Source organism: Streptomyces coelicoflavus, assembly GCF_003112555.1.
In the GTDB taxonomy this organism is placed as follows: domain Bacteria; phylum Actinomycetota; class Actinomycetes; order Streptomycetales; family Streptomycetaceae; genus Streptomyces; species Streptomyces coelicoflavus.
On the sequence record NZ_BEWB01000005.1, the window covers coordinates 57,014 to 75,536 of the forward strand.

At 74.9% G+C, this 18,523-nt stretch carries 18 protein-coding genes and 1 pseudogene; 15 read left to right on the forward strand and 4 right to left on the reverse strand.

Annotated elements, in window-relative coordinates; genetic code table 11:
• Positions 1-94: 94 nt before the first annotated feature.
• A complete protein-coding gene (locus Sco07f_RS12065; protein ID WP_108987839.1) occupies positions 95-1,057 on the reverse strand; it encodes a DUF8017 domain-containing protein in 963 nt (320 codons plus the stop codon).
• Between the two features lie 84 nt (positions 1,058-1,141).
• Between Sco07f_RS12065 and Sco07f_RS12070 the strand changes: the two genes are divergently transcribed.
• Together Sco07f_RS12070 and Sco07f_RS12075 are read left to right on the forward strand one after the other, a co-directional pair.
• Complete coding sequence (locus Sco07f_RS12070; protein ID WP_007447202.1) at positions 1,142-1,579, forward strand: DUF4442 domain-containing protein; 438 nt, start codon at positions 1,142-1,144, stop codon at positions 1,577-1,579.
• Positions 1,580-1,660: 81 nt separating this feature from the next.
• Positions 1,661-2,296, forward strand: a complete 636-nt coding sequence (locus tag Sco07f_RS12075; RefSeq protein WP_007447200.1) for a DedA family protein — start codon at positions 1,661-1,663, stop codon at positions 2,294-2,296.
• A gap of 82 nt (positions 2,297-2,378) precedes the next feature.
• Here Sco07f_RS12075 and Sco07f_RS12080 read toward each other — a convergent pair whose 3' ends face one another.
• Positions 2,379-2,906: a gamma carbonic anhydrase family protein gene (locus Sco07f_RS12080; protein WP_007447206.1), complete on the reverse strand. Its 528-nt coding sequence runs from the start codon at positions 2,904-2,906 to the stop codon at positions 2,379-2,381.
• Positions 2,907-3,013: 107 nt separating this feature from the next.
• Here Sco07f_RS12080 and Sco07f_RS12085 point away from each other — a divergent pair, with 107 nt between their 5' ends.
• From Sco07f_RS12085 to Sco07f_RS12110, 6 genes are all read left to right on the forward strand, one after another.
• Complete coding sequence (locus tag Sco07f_RS12085; protein ID WP_108987840.1) at positions 3,014-3,817, forward strand: acyltransferase; 804 nt, start codon at positions 3,014-3,016, stop codon at positions 3,815-3,817.
• 148 nt (positions 3,818-3,965) lie between these two features.
• A complete protein-coding gene (locus Sco07f_RS12090) occupies positions 3,966-4,538 on the forward strand; it encodes a helix-turn-helix domain-containing protein (protein WP_108987841.1) in 573 nt (190 codons plus the stop codon).
• Positions 4,539-4,581: 43 nt separating this feature from the next.
• Complete coding sequence (locus tag Sco07f_RS12095) at positions 4,582-5,139, forward strand: YbaK/EbsC family protein (RefSeq protein WP_007447194.1); 558 nt, start codon at positions 4,582-4,584, stop codon at positions 5,137-5,139.
• 169 nt (positions 5,140-5,308) lie between these two features.
• Positions 5,309-6,718 (forward strand): hypothetical protein, encoded by a 1,410-nt coding sequence (locus Sco07f_RS12100; protein ID WP_108987842.1) that lies wholly within the window; start codon positions 5,309-5,311, stop codon positions 6,716-6,718.
• Between the two features lie 94 nt (positions 6,719-6,812).
• The gene (locus tag Sco07f_RS12105; RefSeq protein ID WP_108987843.1) at positions 6,813-8,057 is read left to right on the forward strand and encodes an AAA family ATPase; all 1,245 of its coding nucleotides are present in this window, start codon (positions 6,813-6,815) and stop codon (positions 8,055-8,057) included.
• Positions 8,054-9,610 (forward strand): vWA domain-containing protein, encoded by a 1,557-nt coding sequence (locus Sco07f_RS12110; protein ID WP_244942040.1) that lies wholly within the window; start codon positions 8,054-8,056, stop codon positions 9,608-9,610. The genes Sco07f_RS12105 and Sco07f_RS12110 overlap by 4 nt, the downstream gene beginning before the upstream one ends.
• A gap of 12 nt (positions 9,611-9,622) precedes the next feature.
• On the opposite strand, the gene Sco07f_RS12115 is transcribed toward Sco07f_RS12110, so the two are convergent.
• The gene (locus Sco07f_RS12115; protein ID WP_007447183.1) at positions 9,623-10,030 is read right to left on the reverse strand and encodes a CoA-binding protein; all 408 of its coding nucleotides are present in this window, start codon (positions 10,028-10,030) and stop codon (positions 9,623-9,625) included.
• Between the two features lie 165 nt (positions 10,031-10,195).
• Here Sco07f_RS12115 and Sco07f_RS12120 point away from each other — a divergent pair, with 165 nt between their 5' ends.
• The 4 genes from Sco07f_RS12120 (at position 10,196) to Sco07f_RS12135 (ending at position 15,920) form a co-directional block, all read left to right on the forward strand.
• Entirely contained in the window at positions 10,196-10,954 is a 759-nt protein-coding gene (locus Sco07f_RS12120; protein ID WP_164140156.1) for a hypothetical protein, read from the forward strand.
• 74 nt (positions 10,955-11,028) lie between these two features.
• Positions 11,029-11,655 carry a YigZ family protein gene (locus Sco07f_RS12125; RefSeq protein ID WP_007447181.1) on the forward strand — a complete coding sequence of 209 codons (627 nt, stop codon included), beginning with the start codon at positions 11,029-11,031 and terminating at the stop codon, positions 11,653-11,655.
• A gap of 105 nt (positions 11,656-11,760) precedes the next feature.
• Entirely contained in the window at positions 11,761-12,924 is a 1,164-nt protein-coding gene (locus Sco07f_RS12130) for an exonuclease SbcCD subunit D (RefSeq protein ID WP_108987845.1), read from the forward strand.
• Positions 12,921-15,920, forward strand: a complete 3,000-nt coding sequence (locus tag Sco07f_RS12135) for an AAA family ATPase (RefSeq protein WP_108987846.1) — start codon at positions 12,921-12,923, stop codon at positions 15,918-15,920. Before Sco07f_RS12130 ends, Sco07f_RS12135 begins: the two co-directional genes overlap by 4 nt.
• Before the next feature lie 36 nt (positions 15,921-15,956).
• On the opposite strand, the gene Sco07f_RS12140 is transcribed toward Sco07f_RS12135, so the two are convergent.
• Positions 15,957-16,403, reverse strand: coding sequence for an Lrp/AsnC family transcriptional regulator (locus Sco07f_RS12140; protein WP_007447234.1), 447 nt, complete (start codon positions 16,401-16,403; stop codon positions 15,957-15,959).
• A gap of 121 nt (positions 16,404-16,524) precedes the next feature.
• Here Sco07f_RS12140 and Sco07f_RS12145 point away from each other — a divergent pair, with 121 nt between their 5' ends.
• The 3 genes and pseudogenes from Sco07f_RS12145 (at position 16,525) to Sco07f_RS12155 (ending at position 18,521) form a co-directional block, all read left to right on the forward strand.
• Positions 16,525-17,043, forward strand: coding sequence for a rhodanese-like domain-containing protein (locus Sco07f_RS12145; RefSeq protein WP_108987847.1), 519 nt, complete (start codon positions 16,525-16,527; stop codon positions 17,041-17,043).
• A gap of 21 nt (positions 17,044-17,064) precedes the next feature.
• Positions 17,065-17,583 (forward strand): immunity 21 family protein, encoded by a 519-nt coding sequence (locus tag Sco07f_RS12150; protein ID WP_007447218.1) that lies wholly within the window; start codon positions 17,065-17,067, stop codon positions 17,581-17,583.
• A gap of 54 nt (positions 17,584-17,637) precedes the next feature.
• Positions 17,638-18,521, forward strand: a pseudogene (locus Sco07f_RS12155) (SDR family oxidoreductase).
• Positions 18,522-18,523: the final 2 nt, after the last annotated feature.

The window sequence follows — 18,523 nt, forward strand, 5'->3', positions numbered from 1 at the left end:
AATGCCGCCCAGGACACGATTCGGTCACCGGCCCTTGTCAGGGACGTACCGAAGTCCGGCAGCCGGCAGTCCTGCCGCCCGGGACTCCGGCCGCCTAGGAGTCCGACGGGGTGTACTCCCTGAGGGTGGCCAGGATCTCGCGGACGGTGGAGTCGGGCACCTCGTCGGCGACGTCCGCGGCGCCGTAGAACGACCACGAGACCAGGTCGCCGTCGGCGGACTCGAAGGCGAAGGTCGTCGCCTTGCCGTTCACGTCGCACTTGCCCTGCTTCGCCACCCCGGACGACCGGGAGGTGGCGAGGCTGCCCTCGATGCCGGAGGCGGTGGTGAAGCGCGTCACCGGTTCCGTGGCGACCTTGTCCCGGTCCGGCTGGGCGAAGGCCCCGTAGACCCAGTCCGCGGAGTCGTTCCGGGCGATCTCCTCGGTGCTCCGCGCGCCGTTGTTGCCCCGGGTGCCCGCGCCGGCCAGGGGCGTGTAGTCGACGGAGCCGTCCCGGTCGCCGTCCGACCCGCACCACTTCTCCTTCAGGACGGCGGGCGCCTTCATGGCGACCAGGGGCTTCTCCTCCGGGTCGTCGTCCTCGGTGACGTAGGTGACCCAGCTGCGCGACTGCGGTGCCCAGGAGCCCGGCACGTCGAAGGCGAGGCCCTGGTCGGGATTGGCCACGACCGTCCAGCCCTCGACGGTGGGCGTCGGGTCGTCGTCACTGCCGCGCGGGTCGTCGGCGGCGGACGCCGACGGGGAGGAGGCGGCCGGGGAGGACGCGGTCGGACCGGGCCGGGCCTCGTCGTCCGCACCGCCGCCGAGGAGTACGACCCCGGTCACGGCGGCGGCGACCACGACGGCCGCGGCGGCGACGACCGCCACCACCTTCGCCCGGCCGCCGCCCGGCCCCTCGCCGGACGGTCCCCCGGACGCGACCGTGGGGGCGTTCCAGGGGGCGGGCGGATGTTGTCCCGCGGGCGGCGGCTGGTGGTAGCCGGGCTGCTGGTACGGGTTGGGCTGCTGCTGCCGCGGGTCGGGTCCGCCGGTGGGTGACTGCTCTCCTGGCCACATGGGCGCTCAGCATACGGCGATCTTCACGGGTGCCTGGTCCTGGAAGCTACTCGCGGGTAACCTGACGTCATGAGCGCAGATCAGATGTCGATCGGCGAGTTGCTCGCCGCCACGGTGCCGATGGTCCGGACCCTGAACCTCGAGTACCTGGAAACCACCGCCGAGAAGGCCGTTCTGGCCCTCCCGGACCAGAGCGAGTACCGCAACCACGTCGGCGGACCGCACGCCGGAGCCATGTTCACGCTGGGCGAGTCGGCCAGCGGCGCGATCGTCCTCGCCGCCTTCGGCGACCAGCTCTCCCGGGCGGTGCCGCTGCCGGTCACCGCGGAGATCGCCTTCAAGAAGATCGCCCTCGGTCCGGTCACCGCCACCGCGACCCTCGGCCGTCCCGCCGCGGACGTCGTCGCCGAACTGGACGCCGGCGACCGCCCCGAGTTCCCGGTGAGCGTCGCCATCCGGCGCGAGGACGGGGCCGTCACCGGTGAGATGACCGTCATATGGACCCTGCGCCCCAACAGCTGACCCCCGCCGACCCGGTACGCTTCCCGGTGCGCCTCGTACGAGGCGCACCGGGAACACGCATCCGAAGCGGAGGGTGGGGCGTTGCACGTCCAGGAGTGGCTCGACACGGTGCCCGCGGCGGCCGTCTACGCCGTCGTCGGACTCGTCATCGGTCTGGAGAGCCTGGGCATCCCGTTGCCCGGCGAGATCATCCTGGTGTCGGCGGCCCTGCTGTCGTCGCAGCACGGCGGAATCGACCCGCTGGTGCTCGGTGCCTGCGCCAGCGCGGGTGCGGTGATCGGCGACTCCATCGGGTACGCCATCGGCCGCAAGGGCGGCCGGCCGCTGCTGGCCTGGCTGGGCGGGAAGTTCCCCAAGCACTTCAGCGAGGGACACGTCGCCACCGCCGAGCGGTCCTTCCAGAAGTGGGGCATGTGGGCCGTCTTCTTCGGCCGCTTCGTCGCCCTGCTGCGCATCTTCGCGGGCCCGCTGGCCGGAGTGCTGCGGATGCCGTACTGGAAGTTCCTGATCGCCAACGTCCTCGGCGGCATCGTCTGGGCGGGCGGCACCACCGCCGTCATCTACTACGTCGGCGTCGTCGCCGAGGACTGGCTCAAGCGCTTCTCCTGGCTGGGCCTGGTGGTGGCCGTCCTGATCGGCGTCGCGTCCATGCTGATCGTCAAGCGGAGGGCGGGCAGGGCCCAGCCGGAGCCCGAGCCGGTCGTCGCCGGGGAGTGAGGCGCCCCCAAAGGGGCGCGGGGAACTGCGCGACCGGCCACAACCGGGCCCGCGGCCGACATTCGGTCCGCAGTCCCCCTGTTCACCCGCGGAGCTGAGCGTGCTGCCCGGCCAGCGCCGCGTACATCGTGCCGTTCAGCGTGACCCCCTGACGCTCCTCCTCCGTCAGCTCCCGCTTCACCTTCGCCGGCACCCCCGCCACCAGCGACCCCGGCGGCACCCGCATCCCCTGCGGGACCAGGGCCTGGGCCGCGACCAGTGAACCGGCGCCGATCACCGCGCCGTTGAGGACCGTGGCGCCCATGCCGATCAGGCAGTCGTCCTCGACGGTGGCACCGTGCACCACGGCGTTGTGCCCGATGGAGACGCGCTCGCCGACGGTGACCGGGAAACCGGGGTCGGCATGGAGGGTGCAGTTGTCCTGGACGTTGCTGTCCGCGCCGACGGAGATCCGCTCGACGTCGCCGCGCAGCACCGCGCCGTACCAGACGCTCGCCCCGGCGTGCAGCGTCACATCTCCGATGACCGTGGACGTCGGCGCCACGAAGGCCTCTGCGTCCACCTTCGGGTCCTTGCCGCCGATGCCCGTGATCAGCGCCTTCTGCGTCATCTTCGCCTCCTGCTCGGGTGTCGTACGGCACCGTACGCCACCCGGTGGGGTGAAGATCACAGCGCGGTACGGCCCTGGCCGCGCCGCCCGCGGACTACCGTGAGCGGGTGCCCCACCGCAAGAACACGTTCTCGTCCTGGCGGAGCCGCCTCGCGCAGCGGGCCGTCCACGCGGGCTGGGCCTGGGTGCAGCGCACCGGTTCCGTCACCGCCGCGCACCCCGGGCGCTTCCGCTTCGGCGCACTGGGCACGGGCACCCGGCTCGCCTTCCCGCTCGGCACGGTCTTCGGCGAGCCCTGGATCCACGTCGGCGCCCACTGCATCGTCGGCGAGCAGGTCACGCTGACCGCCGGGCTCATGCCCGACCTCGACCTGGGTCCGGAGCCGATCCTGCGCATCGGCGACGGAGTCGTCCTCGGCCGGGGCAGCCACGTCATCGCGGACACCGCCGTCACCATCGGCAGCGACTGCTACTTCGGCCCGTACGTCTACGTCACCTCCACCAACCACTCCTACGACGACCCGCACCAGCCCATCGGCAAGCAGTGGCCCCGGATGGACCCGGTGGAGATCGGCCCCGGCTGCTGGATCGGCACCGGCGCGGTGATCCTGCCGGGTGCCCGGATCGGCCGGAACGTGGTCGTGGCCGCCGGTGCCGTGGTCCGGGGCACCGTCCCCGACCACGCCGTGGTGGCGGGCGCCCCCGCCCGCGTCGTACGGCGCTGGACCCCCGCCGAGGGCTGGCAGCCGCCGCTCAGGACCCCGGCTCCGGTGCCGATTCCGGACGGGATCACGCCGGGGCAGTTGCGGGAGCTGTCCAAGCTGGACGACGAGGCGGTGGCCCGGCTCGCCGAGCTGGACGCCCCGGCGGACCCGGCGGGCAGGCTGGCCGAACCGGCCGCGGAGGGCTGAGCGGAAGCCGGGGCGAACGGCACCGTCGCCGCGCCCCGCAGTACAGTTCGGTGGGCCTTCGGGTGCGGGGGACCGTGGTCCAGTGCAGTGCACCCCGTCATGCAGCATCATGCACAAGCCGGATGACGCACAAGTTACTGGACGGAACGTGGCGGACCTCGACCTGCTGACCCAGTCCCTCGCGCGCAACGTCAAGCGCTGGCGCACCGAGCGCGGCTTCACCCTGGAGGCGCTGGCGGCGCGTGCCGGTGTCAGCCGCGGCATGCTCATCCAGATCGAACAGGCCCGCACCAATCCCAGCCTCGGCACCGTCGTGAAGATCGGCGACGCGCTCGGTGTCAGCATCACCACCCTGCTCGACTACGAGCAGGGCCCCACGGTCCGCGTCGTCCCCGCCGAACAGGCCGTACGCCTCTGGCACACGGACACCGGCAGCTTCAGCCGGCTCCTCGCCGGAGCGGAGGCGCCCGGGCCGCTGGAGATGTGGGAGTGGCGGCTGATGCCGGGCGAGAGCAGCCCCTCCGACCCGCACCCGGCCGGCACGGTCGAGCTGGTGCACGTGACGGCCGGGGAGCTGACCCTCACCGTCGACGGGGCGGCCCATCGCGTCCCGGCGGGCGCGAGCGCCTCCTTCGAGTCCGACACCCCGCACACCTACGGCAACGAGGGCGACGCGCCGATGGAGATGATCATGGCGGTGTCGGTTCCGCCCGTCCGCTGAGACGGCCGTTCTCCAGGACGCCGGCCCTTGTTAGCGTGCCGCCATGCACGCACCCATCGGGAACTTCGACAGGGCCACGCCCGCCCCGGACTGCCTCGGCGAACTGACCCGCCCGGTCGCCGACGCCGTACGCCTGTGGAGCGGCAGCGTCCCCGCCGACCAGCTCCTCTACGTCGACACCGAACCGGAATGGGCCGACACCGCCACCTTCGTCGAGCACTACGGCCGTGAGCTGCTCGAACGGTCCGCCAACTGCGTGGTGGTCACCGGCAAGCGCGGCGGCGGCACGACACTGGCCGCCTGCGTGGCGCTCTCCACCACCCGGGTCGACGTCAACGGCGTCGTGCGCCGGCACCTCGGGGCGCGCAAGGCTTCCTTCGCCCCGATGGACACCGCCACCGGCGAGACCGGCATGGAGTACGGCGGCATCACGCCGGTCGGCCTGCCCGGCGACTGGCCCGTGCTGGTGGACTCGGCCGTCGTCGACCTGCCGTACGTCCTCGTCGGCAGCGGACGCCGGCGCGGCAAGCTGCTCGTGCCGGGCAAGGCGTTCGCGGAGCTGCCCGGCGCCGAGGTGCTGGAAGGACTCGGCGTCGCCTGAGCCGCCGCGCGACATCATGTCGACGGCGCCCCGGTCCACGGGAACGGTCGCGGCGGCACTCGCCACGGGAAAACTCCTGGCGGGCCCCGGTCGGCGAAGCTATGCTCCCCGCGATGACTACTCCTCCACTCGGCAGATTGGGGGACCCGTCCACGCAAGGTGAGTGCTGATGGCCACTCACCTCGTGAACGGGTACTCCGACTCCCGCCTTTCCTCCTGGCAGCGCGTGCGCGAGTTCGCCGTGCCGCCCTCCATGATCGAGACCGCGACCACCCGCCGCCGTGCCGGGGACTGGGCGGGCGCGTGCGCCGCCGCGGCCGTCGACGTCGACCTCGACCTGCGTTCCGCGGCCCGCGCCCACGGCCACGCGCTCGCCTCCCGGCTCCGGACCGACCTGCGGCACCTCGCTCCCGACCTGCTGCGCTGGCACATGCCGAGGATCGCCCCGGACGGCCTGCTCCGCCCGGGCCTCACCCTCACCCTGGCCCGGTACGACACCGAGGACCGCGACGGCGTACGCCCGGTGCACCTCGTCGTCCGCACCCCGCCCGCCTGGGCGGACGGCGGTCAGCGCATCAGCCTCGCCCTGTGGGACGGCTCGGGCCCGGACACCGGCACCGCACGGCACCCGCACCCCCGGCCCAGCCGGCGCTTCCGGCTCGACCTGCACCGTCACCTGTGGGACGCGCGCAGAACCGGTGAACTGCGCGTCCGCTCGGGCGCCGACCTGCCACCGCCCGCCGACGCCCCGTCCGGCGTCCCGGGACCGCCGGGGACGGTGCCGCCGGGGCGGCGCTGCGCCGTCGGCCGGTGGGCGGCCGAGGCGCGGATCCTGCTCCGGGCCGAGGACACCGGTTCCACGACGGTCGTCGTACGGGTCGGAGCCGGACAGCGGATCGCTTTGGAGACGGACCCGGGCGAGGGGGACCCGTCGGCGCTGCCGCGAATCGCCGCACTGCCCCCGGGCGGCCCCTCGTCCGGGCTGCCGATGCTCCCCGACGCGGCCACCTGGATGCTGCCCGACCTGGAACTGGTCCGCGCCGGAGCGATCGGGGCGGACCGGCTGCATCCACTGGTCGCCACGGCACTGGCTCCGGGCCGGCGCCCTGTGCCGGCCGCCCCGCCGCGGGCCTGGGACCCGGCGGCGGGCCCGCGGATCGTCGACTGCCGCGGAGCCCGGCACCGGATCGGCCTCGTCGACGGAGCCCTCGCGGCACTGGACCACGATCCGGCCGAGACCCGCCGCGAGGAACTGCTCGCGGCGCTGACCGGCACGCCGCTGCCCTGCTTCCAGGCCATCGACGAGGCACACCGGCGTCCGGAGTGCCTCCCCGACATCCGCGAACGCCTCAACCACGGGGACACCGCCGGTGCCCTCGCCGTCGTCGAGAGCCTGCTGGGCCCCGCCGCACGCCTGCGGGACGGCGCCCTGCGGGACGACCTGGAGGCCGCCGCGCGACGGCGGATCGCCCACGGCATGTTCCGCGCGGGCCTCGACGAGCCCCCGGCGGGACGCGTCCCGGACCGGCACCGGCCACGCCAGGGCCGCTCACGCCCGCGCCACGCGACCTTCGACTGACCCCGGGGGACTTGCGGCCCCCACCGAGGCCCCGGGGCCGAACTCCCCACCCCACGCGGCATCCCGCCCACAACCGACCCTCAGGTGATGACAAATGATGACAACTGACCCCGCCATGCCCTCCCAGCTCGACGTGGCCGGTGAACTGCTGACCCTGCTGCGCGACACGACCACCGAACCGCGGCCCGACACCCAGCTGGAGGCCCTCACCCTGGCCGTGGCCGCCGACCTCCCCGTGCTGCTGTGGGGAGAGCCCGGCATCGGCAAGACCGCGGCCCTCACCCAGCTCGCCACCGCCCTGGACCTCCCGCTGACCACGGTGATCGCCAGCGTGCACGAGCCGTCCGACTTCTCCGGGCTGCCCGTCGTCGGCGACGACCCGGCCGAACAGGGCGTTCCGATGGCCCCGCCGGACTGGGCCGTGCGCCTGGTGCGGGCGGGCCGGGGGCTGCTGTTCCTCGACGAACTGTCCACCGCCCCGCCCGCGGTGCAGGCGGCACTCCTGCGTCTCGTCCTCGAACGGCGGATCGGCGCGCTGCGTCTGCCGCCCGGCGTCAGGATCGTGGCCGCCGCCAACCCGCGGTCCTCGGCGGCCGACGGCTGGGAGCTGAGCCCGCCCCTGGCCAACCGGTTCGTCCATCTCCAGTGGACCCACGACCAGGACGTCGTCGTACGGGGCCTCGGCGGAACCTGGCCCCGGGCGACACTGCCGAGCCTCGACCCGGCAGCGCTGGGGGAGGCGGTGCGGTACGCGCGCCGGGCGGTGTGCGAGTTCCTCACCGCCCGGCCCGGGCTCGTACACCGGCTGCCCGGCGGCGAGACACGCCGGGGCGGCGCCTGGCCGTCTCCGCGGAGCTGGGAGATGACCCTGTGCCTGATCGCCTTCGCGACCGCGGCCGGCTCGTCCAGGGAGGTGCTCTCCCTGCTGGTGCGGGGGACCGTCGGGGACGGCCCCGGGCTCGAACTGATGGCGGGCCTGGACCGGATGGACCTCCCGGACCCCGAGACGCTGCTCGCCGACCCGACGGGCGCGGTGCTGCCCGAACGGGGAGATCTGCGCCAGGCCGTGCTGGACGGCGTGGTGGCCGCCGTACGCAAGCGGCCGGACAAGTCCCGGTGGGACGCGGCGTGGACGCTGCTGGCCCGGGCGATGGAGAGCGGCGCCCCGGACGTCGTGGTCGTCCCGGCGACGACACTCGCCACGCTGCGGCAGCAGGGCTGGGACGTGCCCGCCTCGATCGACCGGCTGGCCGGGGCCATGTCCCTGTCCCGCCGCGCGGACCGAGCGGCCGACCGAGCGGCGGCACGCATCGCGGGCACCGCGAAGGCGGGCCGATGAAGCCGAAGAAGCCGATGAAGCCGATGAAGCCGAAGGCGCCGGGGTGCCCGACCGGAGGGGACGGCGGTGCGTCCACCTCGCCCGGAGCGGGCGTCGGCGCACGGGACGGGGACAGGCAGTGCGGGGGCAGGCCGGACGGGGGTACGGCGGACGGGGACACGGCGGACGGTGGCGGGGCGAGCGCCGTTCGGTCCGCGGTGACCCGGTCCGGTCCCTCGGCGCCGGTCCTGCCGGCGCCGAGGGGGACCGCTCCGGGCGGGGTGGCGTCCGGCGCGGAGACGTCCGGCGCGGAGACGGCCGGGCCGGGCCGGGTGAGGATCGACCTCGACAAGCTCTTCGCCGCCCGGTTGCAGGCCGCCCGGGCCCGGCCCTACCTGGCGACGGCGCTGTTCGCCCTGCATGTCGTCCCGTCGCGTGGGGTGCCGACGATGGCCGTCGACCGGCACTGGCGGTGCTACGTCTCGCCCGGTTTCGTGGACCGTACGTCCGTGGAGGAGCTGGCCGGCGTCTGGGTGCACGAGGTCTCGCACCTGCTGCGCGACCACCACGGGCGCAGCGACCGGGTGGCCCGCGAGCGCGGACTGACCGGCCCAGCGGAACGGCTGCGGATGAACATCGCCGCGGACTGCGAGATCAACGACGACGCGTTCGGCGACGGGCTGGTCCGCCCCGAAGGCGCGGTGGACCCGGAGTTCCTGCGACTGCCCGACGGGCAGCTCATGGAGGACTACCTGCGCCAGTTCCGGCTCGGGCGGCTCACCGAGAGCCTGGCCTGGCTGGACTGCGGCAGCGGTGCCGACGGTCTCGACCGGGAGTGGGACCTGGGTCCCGACGGCGCGGACGGACTCAGCGAACAGGAACGCGACGCGGTGCGCTTCCGGGTGGCGCGGGGCATCAACGCCCGCCCCGGAAACGCGCCGAAGGGCTGGCGGCGCTGGGCGGAGCAGGTGTTCCATCCGCCGCAGCCCTGGCGCGAGTTGCTGGGGGCGGCGGTCCGCTCGGCGACCTCCGCGGGCGGTGCGGGCGAGGACTACATGTACGGCAGGCCGTCGCGCCGCTCGGCCGGAACCCCCGGCGTGGTGCTGCCCAGTCTGCGGCGCAGACCGCCCCGGGTCGCCGTGGTCGTCGACACCTCCGGATCGGTCAGCGACGCCGAACTGGGCAGCGCGCTCCTGGAGGTCGCCGCGATCGCCCGCGCCGTCGGCGGCCGACGCGACCTGGTCAGCGTGGTGCCGTGCGACGCGTCGGCCCGGGTCGCGCACTCCCTGTGCCGGGACGAGGGCATCCCGCTGGTGGGCGGCGGCGGAACGGACCTGCGCGCCGGCTTCGCGAAGGCGCTCCGTTCGCGTCCCGCGCCGGACGCCGTGGTGGTGCTGACCGACGGGCAGACCCCCTGGCCGGCCACCCGGCCCGCGTGCCGGACGGTGGTGGGCCTGTTCCCCCGGGAGCGGAGCCGCTCCTACGACGAGGACGACCCCGACTACGTTCCCGACACACCGCCCGACTGGGCCCGTGTGGTGGTCATCGAGTCCGCTGCGGGCACCGGCGGCTGAGCCCCGGCGCGGTCAGCCGAGCCGCGGGATCTCGATCGCCGGGCAGCGGTCCATCACCATCTCCAGGCCCGCGGCCCGGGTCCGTTCGTACGCCGCGTCGTCGACCACGCCGAGCTGGAACCAGACCGCCTCGGCGCCTTTGGCGACCGCCTCGTCGGCGACCGGGCCGGCCAGGTCGCTGTTGACGAAGACGTCGACGACGTCCACGTCGAACGGGACCTCCGCGAGGGAGGCGTACCCCTGCTCGCCGTGCACCGTCTCGGCCTTGGGATGCACCGGCACGACGCGCTTGCCGAAGCGCTGCAGCACCTCGGCGACGCCGTAGGCGGCGCGCTGCCGGTTGTTCGACAGGCCCACCACGGCCCAGGTGTCGCCCGACTCGGTGAGGATCTTGCGGACGGTCTCCTCGTCGCCGTACACCGGCGGCCTCCTCGTGCTCTCGGCTCGTGCTCTCGGGGCGGCCCGCGGATCGCGCCACCCGCTCGGGACAACGGACGGCGGCGTGCCGGGATTCCCGGGGCGGCGGGAGCGGTGCCCCGAGCGCGCCCCGGTGCGCCGTCGAGTCACGCCGCCTACGCTCGCCCCGTGCTGCGCATCATCGACGCCCGGACCGGAGAATCCGCCCCCGCCGCCCCCGCCCGGCGGGCCCCGACGCGAGTCGAGGCGCACCCGCCGGGGCGGGACGCCACCGCCCTGCGCGTCATGCTCGTCGCGGACCTGCTGGTGCGCGTCCTGGAACTCGACGGCACCCCGGTGTGGGCCGTGCTCACGGGCGCGGAAGCGGGGGAACGGCTGCGCAAGGACGCCGCCGCCCTCGGCATCCGGCCCTTCGAGGACGGAGCGGGCCACGGAGCGGGCACCGGACAGGGCGTCCGCGTCGTGGGCGAGAGCTTGGGCGGGAGTGGGAGCGGGGACGGGGACGGGAGCGGGGGAGCGGTTCCGGACGTGGCGGCCGTCGCCGTCGCCCCCGTGCACCCGGCCGACCTGGACCTCGCCGACCTCGCAGACCCCGACGCCGTGCGCCTCGCCCTGCTGGAACGGCACCACCACGCGCGCGTGGAGCTCGACACGGCCACGCTGGACGAGGCCCGGGACACCCTCGCCCGGTGGCGCCGGGCGGTCGCCGACTGGGCCCGGCACCCCTCCCGTCCGGTCCCCGGCGAGGTGCGCGACCGGCTGCGGGCCGCCTGGGAGGACGACCTGGACGCCCCCGGGGTGCTGCGCGTCCTGCGCCGGGTGGAGACCGACCCGGACCTCGCGGACGGAGCCCGGTTCGAGATCTGCGCGTACGCCGACCGGTTCCTCGGCCTCCATCTCACCCGGGACGTCGGCACCGTGTACTGACCGGCCGCGGGCCCGCCCCCGCCCGGAACGACCGGGCCGGAGGACGCGGCACGCCGAGCGCATAGGCTGGCCGGATGCAGGACGAGTACCGAACGGTCGCCCGCGCGGGCGTGCACGAAACCGAGATCAACCGCTCGCGCTTCCTCTGCGCCCTCGCCCCGGCCGCCACCGAACAGGACGCCCAGGCGTTCGTCGCCGGCGTGCGCAAGGAGCACGCGGACGCCACCCACAACTGCTGGGCGTACGTCATCGGCGCCGACGCCGGGGTCCAGAAGGCGAGCGACGACGGCGAACCGGGCGGCACCGCGGGCGTCCCGATGCTCCAGATGCTGCTGCGCCGCGACATGCGGTACGTCGTCGCCGTCGTCACCCGCTACTACGGCGGCGTCAAGCTCGGCGCGGGCGGACTCATCCGCGCCTACGGCGGCGCGGTCGGCGAAGCCCTGGACGACCTCGGCACCCTCACCCGCCGCCGGTTCCGCCTGGCCACGGTGACCGTCGACCACCAGCGGGCCGGCAAGCTCCAGAACGACCTGCGCACCGCGGGCCGCGCGGTGCGCGACGTGCGGTACGGGGAGGCCGTCACCATCGAGGTCGGCCTGCCGGAGGCCGACGTGGACAGCTTCCGCTCCTGGCTCGCGGACGCCACCGCGGGAGCGGCCGGCCTCGAGCTGGGCGGAGAGGCGTACGGGGACGCCTAGACAAGGCGGACAACAGGGATGTAACGGTCTTTGGCGGCGCCGTGGTCGGGGCGAAACGGGAGTTACCGCCCGGGCTGTCGGACCCTCCCGTTAGTCTCGGGGATCATGCGACTGCTGCACACTTCCGACTGGCACCTCGGCCGGGCGTTCCACCGGGTGAACATGCTCGGCGCCCAGGCCGGGTTCGTCGGCCACCTCGTCGAGACCGTGCGCGAGCACGCCGTCGACGCCGTGGTCGTGTCGGGGGACGTGTACGACCGGGCGGTGCCGCCGCTCGCCGCCGTCGAGCTGTTCGACGACGCCCTGCACCGCCTCGCCGGCCTCGGTGTGCCGACGGTGATGATCTCCGGCAACCACGACTCGGCCCGCCGGCTCGGGGTCGGTGCCGGGCTCATCGACCGGGCCGGCATCCACCTGCGCACCGACCCGGCGGGCTGCGGCACCCCCGTGGTACTGGCCGACGCCCACGGGGACGTGGCCTTCTACGGGCTGCCGTACCTCGAACCGGCGCTCGTGAAGGCCGAGTTCGGGGTTGAGAAGGCGGGGCACGAGGCCGTGCTCGCCGCCGCCATGGACCGGGTGCGCGCCGACCTCGCCACGCGTGCGCGAGGCACCCGTTCCGTCGTCCTCGCGCACGCCTTCGTCACCGGCGGCGAGCAGAGCGACAGCGAGCGGGACATCACCGTCGGCGGGGTCGCCGCCGTGCCCTCCGGTGTGTTCGACGGCGTGGACTACGTGGCGCTGGGGCACCTGCACGGCTGCCAGACCCTCACCGAGCGCGTCCGCTACTCCGGCTCCCCGCTGCCGTACTCCTTCTCGGAGCACCGGCACCGCAAGAGCATGTGGCTCGTCGATCTGGGCGCCGAGGGGTCGGTCACCGCCGAGCGGATCGACTGTCCGGTGCCGCGCGCACTGGCCCGGCTGCGCGGCACGCTGGAGGACCTGCTCGCCGACCCGGAGCTGAGCCCGCACGAGGACGCGTGGGTCGAGGCGACCCTCACCGACCCGGTCCGCCCCGACGAGCCCATGGCCCGGCTCACGGAGCGGTTCCCGCACACGCTCAGCCTCGTCTTCGACCCCGAGCGGGCCCCCGACGAGCCCGGCGTGTCCTACGCCCGGCGCCTCGCCGACCGCAGCGACCAGCAGATCGCGGAGGACTTCGTGACCCATGTGCGCGGCGCCGGGCCCGACGGCCACGAACAGGGCGTGCTGCGGGACGCCTTCGACGCCGTGCGCGCGGACGAGAGCGTGCGGGAGGTGGCCCGGTGAGGCTGCACCGGCTGGACATCACCGCTTTCGGGCCCTTCGGTGCCTCGCAGAGCGTCGACTTCGACGACCTGTCGGCCGCCGGGCTGTTCCTGCTGCACGGCCCCACCGGCGCCGGCAAGACCTCCGTCCTCGACGCCGTCTGCTACGCGCTGTACGGCTCGGTGCCGGGAGCCAGGCAGGGCGGCAGCGGCCAGGGCATGACGCTGCGCAGCGACCACGCGGCCGCCGGCACCCGTACCGAGGTGCGCCTCGAACTGACCGTCGCGGGACGCCGGCTCGAGATCACCCGGCAGCCGCCCTGGGAACGCCCCAAGCTCCGCGGCAGGGGCACGACCGTCGACAAGGCGCAGACCTGGCTCCGCGAGTACGACGCCACGGCCGGAACGTGGCGGGACCTCAGCCGGTCCCACCAGGAGATCGGCGAGGAGGTCACGCAGCTGCTCGGCATGAGCCGCGAGCAGTTCTGCCAGGTCGTGCTGCTGCCGCAGGGCGACTTCGCGCGTTTCCTGCGCGCCGACGCGGAGGCACGCGGCAAGCTGCTCGGGCGGCTCTTCGACACCCGGCGGTTCGCCGAGGTCGAGAAGCACCTCGCGGAACGGCGCCGGGCGACCGAGGCCCGGGTCCGCGAAGGGGACGCCGCGCTGCTGGCCGACGCGCACCGGATGCAGCAGGCCGCGGGCAGCGCCATGGAACTGCCCGAGCTGGCGCCGGGCGAGCCGGGCCTCGCCGAGGCGGTCCTCCGCGCCGCCGCCGTCGCCCGGGGCACCGCCCGGGAGCTGCTGGCGGTCGCCGACTGCCGGCTGACGGCCACCGAGTCCGCGCAGGCCGCAGCCGAACGGGACCTGGCCGACACCCGCGAACTCGACCGGCTGCAACGCCGGTTCGCCGAGGCACGGGCGCGTGCCGCCCGGCTGGCGGAGCGGGCCGACGCCCACCGCGCCGCGCAGGAGCGCATGGAGCGCGGCCGCAAGGCCGGGGCGGTGGCACCCGCGCTGGAACTGCGGGAGGCCGCCGACACGGAACACCTGAGGGCGACCGCCGCGGAAGCACGCGCGCGTGCCCTGCTGCCGCAGGCGCTCGCCGGCGCGGGTGCGACCGGGCTCGCCGCCGCCGCACGCCGGGCCGCGGAAGAACTGGGTGGCCTCGAGTCGGCCCGGCGCGCCGAACGACGCCTCACCGAACTGGTCGAGGAGCGGGCCGGCCTCGACCGCCAGGAACGCGCCGACGACGACGTCCGGCAGGAGGCGGAGACCTGGCTCGCCGACTGGGAGACCACCCGCGCCGGGCTCCAGGGCCGCGTCGACTCCGCGCAGGAGGCCGCGACCCGCGCCGAACAGCTGGCCGTACAGCGCGACCCGGCACGGCGGCGGCTCGACGCCGCCCGGCAACGGGACCGGCTCACCGACGACACGGAGAAGGCACGGCGGCAGGCGCTCGCCTCGGCCGAACACGCCGTCGAGGCCCGCGCCCACTGGCTCGACCTCAAGGAACAGCGCCTGCACGGCATCGCCGCCGAACTCGCCGCCAACCTCACCGACGGCGCGCCCTGCGGGGTGTGCGGCGCCACCGAGCACCCCGCCCCCGCACGCAAGAGCGCCGGCCACGTCGACCGCGAGGCGGAGGAGCGCGCCCTCGCCGCCTACCAGGCGGCCGACGAACGGCGAGCGGATGCCGAACGGCAGCTGGGCACCGTACGGGAGGCGCTCGCCGCCGCCGCGGCGGAGGCCGGCGACGCGCCCACGGCCAGGCTGGCCGAGGAGGCCGGGGAGATCGAGCGGGAGTACACGCGGGCCCGGGCGGCCGCCTCCGGGCTGCACGCCGCACAGGAGGAACTGCGGGGCGCCGAGCGCGAGCGCGAGGAACGCGTCGCCGCTCAGCAGCAGGCCGCGGTCCGGTCCGCCTCCCGGGTCGCGGGGCGCGAGCGGCTGGAGCGGGAACAGGCCGTCCTGGAGGAGGAGCTGGCGCGGGCCCGCGGTGCCGCCGAGAGCGTGGCGGCGCGGGCGGCCCAGCTGGAGCGACAGGCCGCGCTGCTCACGGATGCGGCCGACACAGCCCGCGTCGCGGCGGACACCGCCCAGCGGCTCAAGGACGCCGACGCCAGGCTCGCCGACGCCGCCTTCCGGGCCGGTTTCGACACCCCGGGAGACGCGGCCGCCGCCCTGCTCGACGACACCGCCCACCGCGAGTTGCAACGGCGGCTCGACGCCTGGCAGTCGGAGGACACCGCCGTCCGCGCGGTCCTCGCCGAGGCCGACACCGCCGACGCCGCCCGGCGGCCGCCCGCCGACCTCGCCGCGGCGGAACGGGCAGCCGTCGACGCGGGCCGCCGCCTGCGCGAGGCGTCCTCGTCCCGGGACGCCGCCGCCCGGTGCTGCGCCGAGCTGGACCGGCTGTCCGCGCGGGCCACCACCTCCGTACGGGGGCTCGCCCCGCTGCGCGAGGAGCACACCCGGGTCGCCCGCCTCGCCTCGCTCACCGCGGGCACCTCGGCGGACAACGAACGCCGGATGCGCCTGGAGTCGTACGTCCTGGCCGCCCGGCTCGAGCAGGTCGCCGCCGCGGCCACCGCCCGGCTGCTGCGCATGTCCTCCGGCCGCTACACCCTCGTCCACTCCGACGACCGCACCGGGCGCGGCCGCAGTGGCCTCGGCCTGCACGTCGTCGACGCCTGGACCGGCCGGGAGCGTGACACCGCCACGCTGTCCGGCGGCGAGACGTTCTTCGCCTCGCTCGCCCTCGCGCTCGGCCTCGCCGACGTCGTCACCGACGAGGCGGGCGGCGTCCGCCTGGACACCCTCTTCATCGACGAGGGCTTCGGCAGCCTCGACGACCAGACCCTCGACGAGGTCCTCGACGTCCTCGACGCGCTGCGCGAGCGGGACCGCAGCGTCGGCATCGTCAGCCACGTCGCCGACCTGCGGCGCCGCATACACGCCCAACTCGAGGTCGTGAAGGGGCGGTCGGGGTCGGTACTGCGGCAGCGGGGCGCCGGCTGAGGGCCGAGCACGCCCGCTCCCGCCTGCGCGCGTGGGTCAGCGGCCCAGGGGGCGGCGGGGGAGCGGTGAGGAGTAGACGACGCTCGTGGTGACCGAACCCAGGGCGCTGATCCGGCCGGACACCTCCTCCAGGTGCCGCATCGAACGGGCCGCGACCTTGATGACGAAGCAGTCGTCGCCCGTGACGTGGTGCGCCTCCAGGATCTCCGGAGTGACCGCGACCAGGTCGTGGAACGGCTTGTAGTTGGCGACCGGATAGCGCAGCCGCACGAACGCCAGGATCGGCAGCCCCAGCCGCTCGGGGTCGACGACCGCCGCGTACCCCTGGATGATCCCGGCCTCCTCCAGGCGCCGCACGCGCTCGGTCACCGCGCTCGCGGACATCGAGACGGCACGGGCCAGTTCGGCGAAGCTGGCCCGCCCGTCCCGCTGGAGCGCCTCGAGGATGCGCCAGTCGGTGCCGTCCGGGGAATACTCGGTCATCCGGCAGAAGTAGCACGGATTCCCTGGTGGAACAAGGCGTACGCCGGGGAAACGCCCTTCAGGCGGTGCGGGGTGGTGCATAGATTTCGGGTCGGAGGATCCACCGAGGAGAGGCCCCACCATGAGCGTCACCACCACCGTCACCGCCACCGCCACAACCGCCACCGCCGTCGGGCACGTCAATCCCGTTCTGCGCACACCCCCCGCCGCGCCCGCCGAGGCCGCCGCGTACTTCCGGGCGAGCCTCGCCTTCCACACCGACGTCTCCGACGTCGCCGCCGCGCTCGCGGCCGGGGGCGACCCGGGGTTCGTGCTCGTCGACTGCCGGTCCACCGAGTCCTGGGACCAGGGCCACGTCCCCGGTGCCGTCCACCTGCCCACCGCGCTCGTCGCCGAGCAGGCCGGAGAACTCCTCGACCCCGCCGTGCCGGTGGTGACGTACTGCTGGGGCCCCGCCTGCAACGGCGCGACGCGTGCCTCCCTCGCCCTCGCCGAACTCGGGTACCGGGTCAAGGAGATGCTCGGCGGCTTCGAGTACTGGGTGCGCGAGGGCTTCGAGTTCGGGACCCGGCAGGGCACCGAGCGGCCCGCCGCCGACCCCCTGACCGTTCCGGTGGACGCGGCCGACTGCGGCTGCTGAGCGGCGTGTAGGTTCTGCCGCATGGTGCGATACGCGGAGCCGGGCGCGGTGGAGTGGGTCGAGTCGGGCGGAGGGCCGCTGATCGCGGTCCCGGAGACGGTCCTGCCGTTCTGGACCGGCGCCGACGGCGAGGAGACGGACTCCGACTACGACCGGGCCTGCGAGGTCGACGGCTACGTCGGACTCCTTCCCGTCGGCGACTCCACCGCACTGGTGCTCGGCGACGAACCCGCCGCCACCGCCTACCTCCCCGACCACGCCACCTTCGTCCGCTGGTGCGCCGCGGACTCCGAGCAGGAAGTGCTGGCAGGTGTCCCCGCCGCCCTCGACACGGCCGAGTGGGAGCCCGAGGTGTCCTGGCACGTCCCCGGCCCCGTGGTCCTCTTCGACGCCGCCTGGCCGGGCGCCGCATCGGACCGCGCCGGCCGAGTGCGGGTCACGCTGGACCCCGGCCGGTACGCGGTGCGCGCGGCGGACGTGCGCCCCGGACCGGAGACCTGGCTGAGCCTCGTACACCTGCGGCGGCTCGCCGACCGGTAGCCGGCCACGATATTGACGTGCGCGGTGGTCGGGGGCCGCCCATGATGGGTGCCCATGCCCCGACTTCCCCATCCCGGACCCGAAGAACTGCGCCGCGATCCCCTGCCCCTGCGCGGCCGGACCGCCCTCGTCACCGGAGCCAGCCGGCGCGGCGGCATCGGCCACGCCGTGGCCCGGCGGCTCGCCGCGTACGGGGCGAGCGTCTACCTGCACCACCACGTGCCGCACGACGCCGCCATGCCCTGGGGCGCCGACCGCCCCGAGGACGTGGCCGACTCCGTACGTGCCGCGCTCGGCGACCCGGACGCCGTCGTGCACGCGGGCCCCGGCGACCTCACCCGCCCCGACGCACCCGGCGAACTCGTCGCCACCGCCGCCGAAGTGCTCGGCGGACGGCTGGACATCCTCGTCGCCAACCACGCCCTCAGCGGCTCCGACGGCACCCTCGACACCATCGACGCCGCCATGCTCGACGCGCACTGGCAGGTCGACACCCGCTCGGTGCTGCTGCTGATCCAGGCCTACGCCCGTCGCCGTGCCGCGCTGCCGCCCCGCACACCCGGCGGACGCGTCGTGATGATGACCTCCGGCCAGGACATCGCGGGCGGCATGCCCGGCGAGATCGCCTTTGCGCTCCAGAAGGGTGCCCTCGCCTCTGTCACGCGCTCCCTGTCGACGGCCCTCGCCGAGCACGCCGTCACCGTGAACGCGGTCAACCCCGGCCCGGTCGACACCGACTACCTGACCGGCGAGGACTACGACGCCGTCGCCGCGCTCTTCCCCGCCGGGCGGTGGGGCATGCCCGACGACCCGGCCCGCCTCGTCGCGTGGCTCGCCACGGACGAGGCGATAGGGGTCTCCCCGGCTCGAACGTAGTTGAGAGCTGGGGAAGGGTCACCGGTCAGGTGATCGACTCGGAGGGCGGCTTCCGACGGTGAGC

What these genes read in the sequence shown, in the direction of transcription:
- Sco07f_RS12100 (WP_108987842.1), top strand. Translation starts at nt 5,309, where the DNA reads ATGGCCACTCACCTCGTGAACGGGTACTCCGACTCCCGCCTTTCCTCC.
- Sco07f_RS12150 (WP_007447218.1), top strand. Translation starts at nt 17,065, where the DNA reads ATGGTGCGATACGCGGAGCCGGGCGCGGTGGAGTGGGTCGAGTCGGGC.
- Sco07f_RS12110 (WP_244942040.1), top strand. Translation starts at nt 8,054, where the DNA reads ATGAAGCCGAAGAAGCCGATGAAGCCGATGAAGCCGAAGGCGCCGGGG.
- Sco07f_RS12105 (WP_108987843.1), top strand. Translation starts at nt 6,813, where the DNA reads ATGATGACAACTGACCCCGCCATGCCCTCCCAGCTCGACGTGGCCGGT.
- Sco07f_RS12065 (WP_108987839.1), bottom strand. Translation starts at nt 1,057, where the DNA reads ATGTGGCCAGGAGAGCAGTCACCCACCGGCGGACCCGACCCGCGGCAG.
- Sco07f_RS12080 (WP_007447206.1), bottom strand. Translation starts at nt 2,906, where the DNA reads ATGACGCAGAAGGCGCTGATCACGGGCATCGGCGGCAAGGACCCGAAG.
- Sco07f_RS12095 (WP_007447194.1), top strand. Translation starts at nt 4,582, where the DNA reads ATGCACGCACCCATCGGGAACTTCGACAGGGCCACGCCCGCCCCGGAC.
- Sco07f_RS12125 (WP_007447181.1), top strand. Translation starts at nt 11,029, where the DNA reads ATGCAGGACGAGTACCGAACGGTCGCCCGCGCGGGCGTGCACGAAACC.
- Sco07f_RS12140 (WP_007447234.1), bottom strand. Translation starts at nt 16,403, where the DNA reads ATGACCGAGTATTCCCCGGACGGCACCGACTGGCGCATCCTCGAGGCG.
- Sco07f_RS12145 (WP_108987847.1), top strand. Translation starts at nt 16,525, where the DNA reads ATGAGCGTCACCACCACCGTCACCGCCACCGCCACAACCGCCACCGCC.
- Sco07f_RS12070 (WP_007447202.1), top strand. Translation starts at nt 1,142, where the DNA reads ATGTCGATCGGCGAGTTGCTCGCCGCCACGGTGCCGATGGTCCGGACC.
- Sco07f_RS12130 (WP_108987845.1), top strand. Translation starts at nt 11,761, where the DNA reads ATGCGACTGCTGCACACTTCCGACTGGCACCTCGGCCGGGCGTTCCAC.